This is a genomic window from Chryseobacterium defluvii (assembly GCF_003634775.1).
Taxonomy (GTDB): Bacteria; Bacteroidota; Bacteroidia; order Flavobacteriales; family Weeksellaceae; genus Chryseobacterium; species Chryseobacterium defluvii.
In genome coordinates, this window is record NZ_RBXB01000001.1 from 173,351 (window position 1) to 187,350 (window position 14,000).

Consider the following 14,000-nt stretch of genomic DNA (forward strand, 5'->3'; position numbering starts at 1 on the left):
GTTTTAATTGTGTAAAGGCAATTTTGTCTCATGAAAATTGAGAAAATAAACAGAATTGCCGGACTGTTTGTTGTCATTTCTTCATTCATGACAGCACAGCGCCCGATGTCACTTTCAGACTGTGAAGAAGTCTTTCAGAAAAACAATCTGCAACTGCTTGCCGAGCAATATAACATCAATATGGCAGATGCAGATATTCTGCAGGCAAAGATTTGGGAGCTTCCTCAGCTAAGCGGGCAAATCAATGCATACAATCCTGAAGATAAGAAAATATTTGATATCGCTCATGCAAAAGGTGCTCAGGTAACCCAGTTAATTTATATGGGTGGAAAAAAGAAGAATGAAATAGCTTTTGCAAAATCAAATAAAGAACTTGCCCAACTTCAGTTTTCTCAATTGCTGATTGATCTGAGGGCTCAACTTCGTACGGCTTATTTTAATCTTTATTATGAAAATCTGAAACTGGAAAATACGAATAAGCAATTAGGCTATATGAATGATCTTCTAAAAGCATATAGGATACAGTCTGCTAAAGGTAATGTATCACTTAAAGATGAGGTCAGATTACAAAGTATAGTTATTCAGCTTAATAACGACAAACAGGGGATCAATAAAAATATTTTAGAACAGCAACGGAATTTGAAAGTCCTGACAGGAATTGCAGAAGATATTGAGCCCCTGCTTTCCGATACTGAGGCAATGGAAATCCTGGCTTCCCAACCTTTCGGAGATGATGAAGACCTGAAAAGAAAAGCATTGGAAAATAATGCAGATTATCAGTATTATTTAAAACTGATTGATAACAGTAAGCTATACGCTCAATGGCAAAAATCTTTAAATGTTCCTGATCTGAACGTAGGAGCAGGGTGGGATCAAAATGGAGGCACTTTTAAAAATGAAGTAAATCTGATGGTAGGAATTCCTTTACCGTTGTGGAAAGCCAATCAGGGAAATGTTGAAAAAGCAAACTACACCATTCAGCAAAATCAAAAAAATGCAGCTTACCGTAAGCTGGATCTGGAAACACAGGTAGAGTCTGCATTCAAAGCTTGGAAGAATCAGTATGACCAATTAGCGGAAATTAAAACGACGGACCTCGATGATATGAATCTGGTGTATAATGGAATGCTCAAGAACTTTAGAAACCGAAATGTAAGCCTTATAGAATTTACCGATTTCATGGAAAGCTACAGGCAAACTGCTCTTCAGATCTATGACATGAAAAACGAGGTGATACGGTCAATGGAATTGCTCAATCAATTAGTACAAACAAAAATCTTCTATTAGAAATGAAAAATTATATCATACCTGTATTCCTGATGCTTGTATTTTTTTCCTGTTCAGGGAAGAAGGAAGAAACGGTACCGCAAGCTAAAAAAGGATTTGAGCTCAGCAATACCATGCTAAAATCAATCTCTCTGGCAAAGGTTGAGAAACAATACATAGAAGATGATTACAGTTTTTACGGGAAAATATCTGCAGATAAGAACAGCTATATCGATGTTTATCCTTTGGTTGGCGGAAATGTTTTGAGTGTAAATGTCGAATTGGGAGATTATGTAAAGAAAGGAGAGGTTTTGGCAACGATAAGAAGTACGGAGCTGGCGGAAATTCAAAAAGATGTAAGTGATGCCAAAACAGATTTGGTAATAGCTCAGAATAATGTGAGAGTCGCCAAAGAAATGTATGAAGGCAGACTGAATACAGAAAAAGATGTCCTGGAAGCCAAAAGCCAATTGCAGAAAGCCCGGGATCAATTGCAGAGAGCTTCTGCGGTAAGTACAGTTTATAATGTCAGAAAAGGAAATATTTACAGTGTTGTAGCACCAATCAGTGGATACATTGTTCAAAAAAACATTAATAAAGATATGCAGTTGAGAAGTGACAGAAGCGATAATATCTTTGATGTCGCCAATACAGCCAATGTTTGGGCCATCATGAATGTCAATGAATCCGATATTGATAAAATCAGTCTCGGGATGAAAGCTGAAGTATCCACCTTGTCTTATCCGGACAAAATTTTTCACGGAAAAATTGATAAAATTTTTAAGATTATCGATCCCCAAACCAACGCCATGCAAGCGAGAGTCGTCCTTGATAATGCCAATGGGTTGCTAATTCCGGAAAGTAAGGCGACCATCAAAGTGACCAGTTCGGAAAACAATAGGGCACTCACCGTTCCGTCTAATGCAGTAATCTTTGATGATAACCGCAGTTTTGTAGTGATATTTAAATCACGAACAGATGTAAAGATTAAAGAAATAAAAATTTTAAAGCAAACCGGAAATACCACATACGTTTCTGAAGGATTGTCTGAGGGGGAACAGGTAATTACCAATAATCAACTGCTGATTTATCGGTCTCTGAACAGTTAAAATGAAATTTTTCCTTCAACGGCTTTTTAAGCCATCAAAACCATCTTATGAACAAATTCATCAAAAATATCATTGCCTTCTCATTAAAAAATAAAGCATTCACCTTTATCTGGGTGGCTATACTGGCGATTGCAGGATTTATAAGTTTCAAAAATATGCCTATTGAAGCTTTTCCTGATGTTACCAATACCCAGATCGTCATTATTACCCAATGGAATGGGCGAAGTGCGGAAGAAGTAGAGCGGTTTGTGACTACTCCCATCGAATTGGCAATGAGCCCGGTTCAGAAAAAGACCAGTGTGAGAAGTACAACGATGTTTGGGTTGTCCATTGTTAAAATCCTGTTCGATGACGGAGTAGATGATACTTTTGCCAGAAATCAGGTTAATAATCAATTAAGGACCGTCAGTCTTCCCGATGAGGTAGATCCAGAGGTACAACCACCTTACGGACCAACCGGTGAGATTTTCCGATATACGTTAGAAAGTAAAACCAAAGATTCCCGGGAATTGCTTACTCTTCAAAATTGGGTGATAGACCGTACTTTGAGAGGAGTTCCCGGAGTGGCAGACATCAATGTTTTCGGAGGACAGGATAAAGTTTTTGAACTGAGCATTGATCCGAGAGCACTGGATAAATACAATCTTACGCCGCTTCAGGTCTATGATGCTGTAACGAAAAGTAATTTGAACGTAGGAGGTGACGTGATTGAAAAAAACGGACAGGCTTATGTGGTAAGAGGAATAGGCTTGGTAAAATCTGTAGCTGATATCGGAAATATTACCATCCAGAATGATAGTGGAAATCCCGTTTTGGTTAAAAATGTGGCAGATGTACATGAAAGCTCAATGCCCAGAGTGGGACAAGCCGGATTGAATCATCATGAAGATACGGTGGAAGGGATTGTGGTTATGAGAAAAGGCGAAAACCCGCGTGAAGTATTGGTCGGCGTTAAAGCTAAAATTAAAGAGCTCAACGAGAAAGTATTACCGAAAGATGTAAAAATGGTTACTTTCTACGACCGGGACAATCTGATGGATTTTACAACCCACACCGTAATGCATAACCTGATCGAAGGAATTATTCTGGTCACTGTAATGGTACTGATCTTTATGGCAGACTGGAGAACAACATTTATTGTTTCCATCATTATTCCGCTCTCCTTACTGTTCGCTTTTCTGTGTCTGAAAATAGCGGGAATGAGTGCTAATTTATTATCACTGGGAGCTGTTGACTTCGGAATTATCATCGACGGAGCCGTCGTTATGGTAGAAGGACTCTTCGTCATGCTCGATCATAAAGCGCATAAATATGGTCCGGAAAGATTCAATAAGCTCGCTAAAGCAGGCTGGATCAGGCAAACCGGGACAGGATTAGGAAAAGCCATCTTCTTTTCAAAATTAATTATCATCACCTCATTAATCCCCATTTTCTCATTCCAGAAGGTAGAAGGTAAAATGTTCTCACCACTGGCTTTTACCTTGGGGTTTGCATTAATAGGAGCTTTGATTTTTACTTTAACGCTGGTTCCTGTTCTTTCCCACCTTTTACTGAATAAAAATGTAAAGGAAAAGAATAACCCGTTTGTGAATTTTTGGGACAGAATGGTTTTAAAAGGATTCAGCTATACTTTTAAGCATAAAAAAATAAGCTTAATTGCAGCCCTTTCATTTCTTGGAGTTACCCTGTTTTCCGGAAAATTTTTGGGAACGGAATTTTTACCCCAACTGAATGAAGGATCACTCTGGATCACTGCAGAAATGCCGATGAGCTCATCATTAAAGGAATCATTGAAAACCGCAGATCTTTTAAAGAAAGATATCATGAGCTTTCCTGAAGTTACGGATGTTTTGGCACAAACAGGCAGAAGCAATGACGGAACAGATCCAAACGGATTCGGATTTGTTCAATTTGCAGTAAACCTTAAACCCAAAGAAGAGTGGAAGAGAAGTATCAGCTATGAAGAGCTTATAGAAGGAATTGATCAAAAGCTCAGGAGCTATCAGGGAATTACCTTTAATTATTCCCAGCCGATCTCCGACAACGTAGCAGAAGCAGTAGCCGGATTTAAAGCGGAAAACGGAATTAAAATATATGGAGATAATCTGGCAACATTAGATAAACTTGCAGAAGAAGCTTTAAAAGCCATTAAAAATGTGGAAGGGGTAAAAGATCCGGGAATCATTAAAAATATAGGACAGCCCGAAGTAAGTGTGGTATTGGACAGAGATAAAATGGCTGCGTACGGAGTAATGCCTGCGGATGCACAAGCCGTTCTCGAAATGGCCTTTGGAGGGAAAACAGCTTCGGAAATGTTCGATGGAGAACGGAAATTCCCCATCCGTTTACGTTACTCCCAGGAATACAGGAAAGATGAAAATGATATAGCCTCCTTAATGGTTCCCACACAAGACGGAACAAAAATTCCGCTGAAAGAAATCAGCAATATTGTTAAAGATAATGGAGCGGCATTTATTTACAGAGATGATATCAAGCGGTATATTGGGGTGAAATTTTCTATTCGTGACCGGGACTTGGGAAGTACTATTGCAGATGCGCAAAAAGAAGTCTCAAAAATTGATCTTCCCGATGGATATTCTGTCGGTTGGACGGGGCAGTTCGAAAATCAGCAGAGAGCTTCCCACAGACTGGCCCAGGTGGTGCCGGTAAGTATTCTGATGATTTTCTTCCTCTTATTCATTCTTTTCGGGAATATGAAAGATTCATTGCTGGTATTGGCTAATGTACCTTTTGCATTGATCGGGGGAATTATTGCACTCCACGTCACCAGAATGAATTTTGGGATCTCGGCAGGTGTGGGAATGATCGCTTTACTGGGAATATGTATTCAAAACGGAGTTATTCTTATCACTGAGTTTCATCAGAATGTCAGAAACGGATTACCCCTTGATTCAGCCATATTGAATGGTGTGAAATCAAGGACAAGACCCGTAGTAATGACAGCTTTAATGGCTTCGATAGGGCTCTTACCGGCAGCATTATCCACAGGTATTGGTTCCGAGTCTCAAAAGCCATTGGCTATTGTCATTATTGGCGGCTTAATTACAGCCACGATACTTACATTGCTTATTTTTCCCGTTATTTTCTGGATATTTAGCAGAACAAAGAAATCACAGGAAATCTGACCATCTTTTAATATAATGAAGCCCGGAACCAATTTGTCCCGGGCTTCTACCTATTGAAATCGCGTTACGAGCTAAAATCCTAGTCCAATGGAAAAAGCTTTTACTGCATTAGGGAAATTGGAAAAAGATGTCACCGCTCCCGTTGAAGTATTTACGGTATATATTTTTGTAGTGCCATTTACAGTTGCTATTAAATAAGCTTTCTGGCTTTTACTGCCTATATCGAATCCATTGGCGCTGCTTATGTCGATGCCTAAAGATCCTGTTTCTATTAGAGTTCCATTATTAGGTGGGTTTTGTTGATAAAGTTTATCACTATTATGATCTGTAACAAATAAAACCGTTGCCGTAGCTCCTGCAAAATTATTAGTGTAAGCAGCTGCAGTCACGGCAGGAGTACCTGGATTAATATTTCCGTCTACAGCGGCAATGGTACCATCATTTGGGTTGATGCGTAAATTTTGTCCTGTATTGCTTACGACTCTTATTCTGTCAACAGTAGGGTTGAAGTCAAAGCCGAAATCAGTTCCCTGAAGTGCCGTTGAGAATGGAGTGGTGTTTACTGCTGTAGCTGCTCCGGTAGCAAGATTGATGGTGTAAAGCCTGCTTGAGCTTCCCAACGCATATAATTGCCCATTCAAAGGACGGAAATCTATGCCAAGAATATTTTCTCCTGACTGAAGCCCGGCAATAGCTTTCGAGATGGGGCTTGGATTTTCAGGATTAAAGATTTGTAAATTATTGGAAGAATCCACCGCGTAAGCTACAGGCTCTGTTGGAATGGCTAAATCGCGGATAGGGTCCTGAAGCGAGCCTATAAGGCCGGCTTTTCCGTTATTTATGTCTACTAAATATAAATTATTGCCCGCTCCTAATAAGGCAACATTATTATTGGGATTAATGTCAAATGCGGCCTGTCCGTTCAATGTAATCCCCAGGCTGCCTACTTCCACTAATGTTCCGTTATTAGGTGGATCCTGTTTAAACAGTTTTCCTGAAGCAACGTCAATATCATATAAAATTGTTGAGGATGCCCCTGCTTTACTGTTGGTATAGGCAATGCCTGTAACGGAAGGTGTTCCCGGGCCGTTAATAGACATATCCGTGGCGGCTGTTGCTCCGGTTTCAGGATGAAGACGGAGATTTTGTCCTGTATTGCTCACTAATCTTATACGGTCTACGGTTGGGTTAAAATCAATGGAGGCAATGGCTCCCGATAAGGCAGGTGTAAATGCAGTTCCGATTGCTCTTGCTGAGGAAGAAGAAGTATTGATGACATATAGTTTGCTTGCACTGGACAAGGCATAGAGTTCACCTGTAGAAGGCCTGAAATCGATACTTAAAATTTGTTCTCCGGAAGCAACTCCGGTTATGGCGCTTTTCGATAAGAACATTCCCGGTTTTTTTGCATTGAAAGAAACCAGCTCATTGGCGGCTGTAACGGCATATACCAAAAGATCCGGTCCCTGAATCGTATTTTCAGGCATGTTGAAATCTTCTGAATCATTGCAGGATAAAGAAGTTCCCAATAGTATCACTGCGAATAAGGCTCGTAAAAACTTTTTCATAATGCTTATTTTTAGGTTAATTAAAAGAATATACGAGAGATTATCTGTCTTGGATTTACAATAACTTTTTTTCCTGAATAGGATAGGAAAAAGAGGGCTCCTTTATTCCTAATAGCAGATAATTTACATAAAATACAGAGTTTTTTAGGAAATCCCTTTTTAGGATTTTTTCAATTGAGAAATTTGTGTAAATTTGCAATCTCAATACAGAGAAATATGAGTTTGTAATTCTTTGGATTTTGAATATTAAAATTTTTTTAATAAAAAGGTTTTGATATTTAAAAAATCGCTATATTTGCAAACCGAAATTTTGAATAAACAATAAATAAATAATTTTAAATCATGGCAAAGGAAACGTTTAATCGTAACAAACCACACTTGAACATTGGTACTATTGGTCACGTTGACCATGGTAAAACTACTCTTACTGCTGCAATCAGTAGCGTATTAGCTAACAAGGGTCTTGCTGAGAAAAAAGACTTCTCTTCTATTGACTCTGCTCCAGAAGAAAAAGAAAGAGGTATCACTATTAATACAGCTCACATTGAGTACGAAACTGAAAAACGTCACTATGCACACGTTGACTGTCCAGGTCACGCCGACTATGTAAAGAACATGGTAACTGGTGCTGCTCAGATGGATGGAGCTATCTTAGTATGTGCTGCAACTGATGGACCAATGCCTCAAACTAGAGAGCACATCCTACTTTGCCGTCAGGTAAATGTACCAAGAATCGTTGTTTTCATGAACAAAGTGGATATGGTGGATGATGCTGAATTATTAGAGCTTGTTGAGCTTGAACTTAGAGATTTATTATCTACTTACGAATATGATGGAGATAACTCTCCAGTAATCCAGGGATCTGCTCTTGGTGCTCTTAACGGAGATGAGAAGTGGGTTAAAACTGTAGAAGAATTAATGGATGCTGTTGATACTTGGATCGAGCAACCGGTAAGAGATCAGGATAAGCCATTCTTGATGCCAATCGAAGACGTATTCTCTATTACAGGTAGAGGTACTGTAGCAACTGGTAGAATCGAGGCTGGAGTTATCAATACTGGTGATGCTGTTGACATCGTAGGTATGGGTGATGAGAAGTTAACTTCTACTGTAACTGGGGTTGAGATGTTTAGAAAAATCCTAGACAGAGGTGAAGCTGGTGATAACGTAGGTCTATTGTTGAGAGGTATTGAAAAAACTGACATCAAGAGAGGTATGGTAATTGCTAAAGCTGGATCTGTAACTCCACACAAAAAATTCAAAGCTGAGGTTTATATCCTTTCTAAAGAAGAAGGTGGACGTCACACTCCATTCCACAACAAATATCGTCCTCAGTTCTACGTAAGAACTACAGACGTTACAGGTGAAATCTTCTTACCAGAAGGTGTAGAAATGGTAATGCCTGGTGATAACTTAACAATCACTGTAGAATTGTTACAACCAATCGCTCTTAACGTAGGTCTTAGATTTGCGATCAGAGAAGGAGGTAGAACAGTTGGTGCTGGTCAGGTTACTGAAATCTTAGATTAATATCTTAAAATAATATAAAGCTTCCGCAAGGAATCTCTTGCGGAGCTTTTTATCTACGGGCATCGTCCAATGGTAGGATACCGGTCTCCAAAACCGTTGATCAGGGTTCGAATCCTTGTGCCCGTGCAAATAAAAATTATGAGTTCATTTATCGATTTTTTAAAAGGTTCTTATAACGAATTCAGACATAAAGTTGAATGGCCAAAGTGGAGTGACTTACAGTCTTCTACTATCGTTGTAACCATTGCCACTGTTATTCTTGCGTTATTTACCTTTGGAGTTGATGAATTGTTTTCTAAAGCAATCAGCAACATAATAGGAATGCTAATCAACGTGTTCAACTAACAAAAAGTATTTTCCCATAATGAGCGAATTGAAATGGTATGTGCTGAAAGCAATCAGCGGACAGGAAAATAAAGTGAAAAACTATATTGAGACAGAAATCAAACGTTTAGGGTTTGAGCAGTACGTTACTCAAGTGGTTATTCCTATGGAAAAGGTTATCCAACTTAGAAACGGTAAGAAAGTTCCTAAGGAAAGACCTTATTATCCTGGTTACCTGATGATCGAAGCTGATCTGATGGGAGAGATTCCTCATATTATTAAGAATATCCCGGGAGTTATTTCTTTCTTGAGCTTAACAAAGGGTGGAGATCCTGTTCCAATGAGAAAATCAGAAGTGAACAGAATGTTGGGAAGAATGGATGAGCTCTCTGAATTTGCTACCGATGTTGAAATCCCTTACGTAGTTGGTGAAAACGTTAAAGTAATTGACGGACCATTCAACGGATTCAACGGAACAGTAGAAAAAATCCTTGAGGATAAGAAGAAGATTGAAGTTTCTGTACTGATCTTTGGAAGAAAAACTCCAATGGAACTAAGCTACATGCAGGTAGAAAAAATCTAAGAAATATTTATTTCAACATAAATAAAAGACCACTTCATCAAGTGGTCTTTTTGTTTTCTCTATCGGATTCTATTTTTTAATGAATTTCTGAGATATGATATCTCCTGACGAATTCATTCGCCTCTAAAATGAATATTTTTTGTTGCATATCGGTAGCCTGAGAAATGTCCAGGTTCCCAATCGGCTGATCAAATAACAGGGTGTTGAAAAATAATTAACTCATATCAGCCACTTTGGAAACATATATGTTTAAAATTAGTATAGGTTGCATTATTGGGCACAGAATTTAATGGAGTGCCAATCAATTAATATTCAGAACGGGTGTTATATTATCAAATGTTTCTAAAAATCAACATATTCTGTTTGCTATTTCAAAAATATTTTATACTTTTGCAATCCGAAAAGTAGGTTTATCTAATGTGAGAATGGGTAACCTGCTGAATAATAATGCTTCCAAACTCATTAATTATTCAAATTTAAAAAACAAAAAATGGCTAAAAAAGTCTTTAAAATGGTAAAACTTCAGGTGAAAGGTGGCGCTGCCAACCCTTCTCCACCAGTAGGTCCAGCTTTGGGTTCTGCAGGTGTGAACATCATGGAGTTTTGTAAGCAATTTAACGGAAGAACCCAAGATAAGCCAGGGCAAGTTTTACCTGTAGTAATTACAGTATACGAAGACAAATCTTTTGAATTCGTAATTAAAACTCCACCTGCAGCAATCCAGTTAATGGATGCGGCTAAGATCAAAGGAGGTTCCGGAGAACCAAACAGAAACAAAGTAGGTTCTGTATCTTGGGATCAGGTGAAGAAAATCGCTGAAGACAAAATGGCAGATCTTAACTGCTTTACAATGGATTCTGCAGTTTCTATGGTTGCAGGTACTGCTAGATCTATGGGATTAAGAGTAACAGGAACTAAACCAACTTTTAACGCTTAAAACTAATAGAAATGGCAAAATTAACAAAAAAGCAAAAGGAAGCTTTAAGCAAAGTAGAAAAAGGAAGAATCTATAACCTTGAAGAAGGTTCAGCTCTTGTAAAAGAAGTGAACACTGCAAAGTTTGATGCTTCTGTAGATATCGCTGTAAGATTGGGTGTAGATCCAAGAAAAGCAAACCAAATGGTAAGAGGTGTTGTATCTCTTCCTCACGGAACTGGTAAAGATGTTAAAGTTTTGGCTTTAGTAACTCCAGATAAAGAAGCAGAAGCTAAAGAAGCTGGTGCTGACTATGTAGGTCTTGATGAATATTTACAAAAAATCAAAGACGGTTGGACAGATGTTGACGTTATCGTTACTATGCCGGCTGTTATGGGTAAATTAGGACCTTTGGGTAGAGTATTAGGACCAAGAGGTTTGATGCCTAACCCTAAATCAGGTACTGTAACTATGGAAATTGGTAAAGCAGTTACTGAAGTAAAAGCTGGTAAAATTGATTTCAAAGTAGATAAATATGGTATCGTTCATGCAGGTATCGGAAAAGTATCTTTTGATGCTGCTAAATTGAAAGAAAATGCTCAGGAATTAATCCAGACATTGATCAAAATGAAGCCGACAGCTGCTAAAGGAACTTATGTGAAAAGCATCTACTTGTCTTCTACAATGAGCCCGGGGATTGCAATCGATACTAAATCTGTTAACTAATATTAAATCCTTAAGACAATGACAAAAGACCAAAAAGTTGTAGCAATACAAGAGATCAAAGATTTGCTTCAGGATGCAAAGGTAGTATACGTAGCAGATCTAGAAGGATTGAACGCTGCTAAGTCTTCAGAATTCAGAAGACAGGCTTTCAAACAAAATATCAAAGTGAAAGTGGTAAAAAATACACTTTTACAAAAAGCAATGGAGCAAATCGAAGGGGTAGATTACTCTGAGATGTTTGAATCTTTCAAAGGAAACTCAGCTTTAATGATTTCTGAGACGGCAAACGCTCCTGCAAAACTAATCCAGAACTTCAGAAAGAAAGAAGAAAAGCCGGCCTTAAAATCAGCTTATCTTCAGGAAACTTTCTATGTTGGTGACAACAACCTAGATGCGTTGGCAAACATCAAGTCTAGAGAAGAAATGATCGGTGAAATCATCGGATTACTTCAGTCTCCAATCCAGAGAGTTGTTTCTGCTCTTCAAAACAAACCTGAAACAGTAGAAGCTAAAGCTGAAGAAGCTGCACCTGCTGTGGAAGAAACTCCTGCTGCTGAAGCTCCGGAAGCTCCTGCTGCAGAAAGCACTGACGAAACGCCAGCTGCTGAATAATTACACTCAAAAAATTAAATAAATAATCAACAAAAACATTAGAACAATGTCAGATTTAAAAAATTTAGCTGAAACGCTAGTAAACTTAACAGTAAAAGACGTAAATGAATTAGCTGCTATCCTTAAGGATGAGTACGGAATTGAGCCAGCTGCTGCTGCTGTAGTAGTTGCTGCAGGTGGTGCAGGTGAAGCTGCTGAAGAAAAGACTGAATTCGACGTAATTCTTAAGTCTGCAGGTGCTTCTAAATTAGCTATCGTTAAATTAGTAAAAGATTTAACTGGTGCTGGTCTTAAAGAAGCTAAAGATATCGTAGACGGTGCTCCAGCTCCAATCAAAACTGGTGTATCTAAAGACGAGGCTGAAGCTCTTAAGAAGCAATTAGAAGAAGCTGGTGCTGAAGTAGAATTGAAATAATTCAATTGAACTCTAAAAATAATTAGCCCGGGCAATTGCCCGGGCTTTATTATTTCTATAAACTCATTAAATTGTGAGTTATTTATAAAGGTATTTAAATATTGTTAGTAAATAAATATAAATATAACATTATTTTTTGTTAATTAACAAAAAAAATACATTGTTTTATGATTAAAATTCAATAAAATTTTCAATTTTAATGTTAATTATTAAAAAATAGAACTTTTTTTTGAAAAAATCATTATATTTGCATCGGAAAAAAACACACATAGTTTGAAAAGAAATTATTTTCTTTTTTTAAAATTATTTTTTGATTGTATCCACTTTGGAGAGCTATAAGGAAAATTTAATTCGCCAATAAGGCAATTGCGGAAAATTTTGTTAATATGACTTTCTATAGCTCTGCATAATCTGATGGTAATGATGTTGATCCTGTACAAGGATAATCTAATGTGTGTTTTTTTTAAGGTATTAGGAGTGCACAAATAGGGATGGGATAAACTCCAGTCATCCATAGTAGTAAATTCTTAAACTCTTTTTTCTAAAATAGAACATAAAAAAACAACAAATATTATTACAAAATGAAAAACAGATTATTAACGCTTGCAGTTGTATCTTCTACTGCTTTTTTGGCAAATGCACAAGTTGGAATTAATACAAATCAGCCGGCAGCTACTTTAGATGTAGTAGGCTTTCCTGCAAACATTACCAAAGCTGACGGGATGATTGCTCCAAGGCTTACAGGCGATCAGCTAAGAGCAAAATCTGCCGTTTATACAGCTTCTCAAACAGGAGCAATGGTATATGTAACGGTAGCAGATAGTGCTCCTGCGGGACAAACGATTAATGTAACTGTTCCGGGTTATTATTATTTTAATGGGACCTTGTGGGTAAGAAATGATGTTGGTTGGCGTACCTCTGGAAACACTGATGCAGAAATTGGAACTGTTGCGGAAACATTAGGAAATGCTCCGGCTTCAACCAATTATCTGGGAACAAAAGGAGTTGGTGATGACCTTGTAATTGTTACAGCCAATCAGACCCATGCCGTATTAGATATAAATGGTTCATTAAAAGGGGGGAACTCTAATACTGTGGCTCCTTTTGCTTCTTTATCATGGGGGTCAAACAATACTATCTCCAATGCAGCTTCTTCAAGTATTGCCTTAGGAAGAAATAATACAGTTTCTGCATCAGCAGCAAACTTTCCGGGCGTTGCTGTGGGGGCGAATAATAATGCTACCAATGGGGCCAAGTTAATTGGAAATGGCAATTCAGGGGATAACAGCAGTGCGTATGTATTGGGAAACAATAATACAATTACTTCTCCTGCCGGCGGATTCGCTGTTGGAAACGGTAATACAACCAATGGTTTTGTTTTCGGTACAGGCAACACGGTTACGTCTGGAAACTATGCATTCGGAAATAACAATAATGTTACAGGAACAGCCAATGCAATGGTATTCGGTAGTGGAACAACCAACAGTGTTGCCAACCAAACTGTATATGGAAACGGGGCTCATGTTTTTTCGGGGCAGGGAGCTGTTGGAAGCGCAATCACAGACGTAGGAATCAATATGGTTCCCAATACTACCAATGTAGCTGATTTGGAGGTGAGCAAAGGGATTTTGTTGAAGCCGAATTCAGGAGCGGGTGTTCCGAGCCTGACATGTGATTCATCCAATGCAGGAACTCTTATCTACTGGCTGAATACAAGCACAGGTGTTGGAAACTTCTACGGTTGCAGACAATTATCTACTACGCCGTCCGTTACTTTTGGCTGGTCTTCATTATAATAAAGCACAA

The 14,000-nt window shown here is 38.3% G+C and carries 12 protein-coding genes and 1 tRNA gene; 12 read left to right on the forward strand and 1 reads right to left on the reverse strand.

The features are described from left to right. Positions 1 to 30: 30 nt before the first annotated feature. The 3 genes from BCF58_RS00805 to BCF58_RS00815 are packed head-to-tail and all read left to right on the forward strand — an operon-like array spanning position 31 to position 5,521. A complete protein-coding gene (locus BCF58_RS00805) occupies positions 31 to 1,287 on the forward strand; it encodes a TolC family protein (RefSeq protein WP_228434697.1) in 1,257 nt (418 codons plus the stop codon). A gap of 2 nt (positions 1,288 to 1,289) precedes the next feature. Continuing rightward, positions 1,290 to 2,375: an efflux RND transporter periplasmic adaptor subunit gene (locus BCF58_RS00810; protein ID WP_121459906.1), complete on the forward strand. Its 1,086-nt coding sequence runs from the start codon at positions 1,290 to 1,292 to the stop codon at positions 2,373 to 2,375. Positions 2,376 to 2,422: 47 nt separating this feature from the next. Then, positions 2,423 to 5,521 (forward strand): efflux RND transporter permease subunit, encoded by a 3,099-nt coding sequence (locus BCF58_RS00815; protein WP_121459907.1) that lies wholly within the window; start codon positions 2,423 to 2,425, stop codon positions 5,519 to 5,521. 71 nt (positions 5,522 to 5,592) lie between these two features. Here the strand turns inward: BCF58_RS00815 and BCF58_RS00820 are convergent, their stop codons facing one another. Then, a complete protein-coding gene (locus BCF58_RS00820) occupies positions 5,593 to 7,089 on the reverse strand; it encodes a DUF4394 domain-containing protein (RefSeq protein ID WP_121459908.1) in 1,497 nt (498 codons plus the stop codon). Between the two features lie 342 nt (positions 7,090 to 7,431). Between BCF58_RS00820 and tuf the strand changes: the two genes are divergently transcribed. The 9 genes from tuf (at position 7,432) to BCF58_RS00865 (ending at position 13,990) form a co-directional block, all read left to right on the forward strand. Continuing rightward, positions 7,432 to 8,619, forward strand: coding sequence for an elongation factor Tu (gene tuf, locus BCF58_RS00825; RefSeq protein ID WP_121459909.1), 1,188 nt, complete (start codon positions 7,432 to 7,434; stop codon positions 8,617 to 8,619). 55 nt (positions 8,620 to 8,674) lie between these two features. Continuing rightward, positions 8,675 to 8,745 (forward strand) — tRNA-Trp (locus BCF58_RS00830). A gap of 12 nt (positions 8,746 to 8,757) precedes the next feature. Beyond that, entirely contained in the window at positions 8,758 to 8,964 is a 207-nt protein-coding gene (gene secE / locus BCF58_RS00835) for a preprotein translocase subunit SecE (RefSeq protein WP_121459910.1), read from the forward strand. A gap of 19 nt (positions 8,965 to 8,983) precedes the next feature. Then, positions 8,984 to 9,526 (forward strand): transcription termination/antitermination protein NusG, encoded by a 543-nt coding sequence (gene nusG / locus BCF58_RS00840; RefSeq protein ID WP_121459911.1) that lies wholly within the window; start codon positions 8,984 to 8,986, stop codon positions 9,524 to 9,526. Between the two features lie 490 nt (positions 9,527 to 10,016). Further along, positions 10,017 to 10,463 (forward strand): 50S ribosomal protein L11, encoded by a 447-nt coding sequence (gene rplK / locus BCF58_RS00845; RefSeq protein WP_027375531.1) that lies wholly within the window; start codon positions 10,017 to 10,019, stop codon positions 10,461 to 10,463. An 11-nt stretch (positions 10,464 to 10,474) separates the two neighbouring features. Continuing rightward, a complete protein-coding gene (gene rplA / locus BCF58_RS00850) occupies positions 10,475 to 11,167 on the forward strand; it encodes a 50S ribosomal protein L1 (protein ID WP_121459912.1) in 693 nt (230 codons plus the stop codon). Between the two features lie 18 nt (positions 11,168 to 11,185). Continuing rightward, entirely contained in the window at positions 11,186 to 11,779 is a 594-nt protein-coding gene (rplJ, locus tag BCF58_RS00855) for a 50S ribosomal protein L10 (protein WP_121459913.1), read from the forward strand. 46 nt (positions 11,780 to 11,825) lie between these two features. Next, positions 11,826 to 12,194 carry a 50S ribosomal protein L7/L12 gene (gene rplL / locus BCF58_RS00860; protein WP_072997912.1) on the forward strand — a complete coding sequence of 123 codons (369 nt, stop codon included), beginning with the start codon at positions 11,826 to 11,828 and terminating at the stop codon, positions 12,192 to 12,194. Positions 12,195 to 12,775: 581 nt separating this feature from the next. Then, positions 12,776 to 13,990 carry a hypothetical protein gene (locus tag BCF58_RS00865; protein WP_121459914.1) on the forward strand — a complete coding sequence of 405 codons (1,215 nt, stop codon included), beginning with the start codon at positions 12,776 to 12,778 and terminating at the stop codon, positions 13,988 to 13,990. Positions 13,991 to 14,000: the final 10 nt, after the last annotated feature.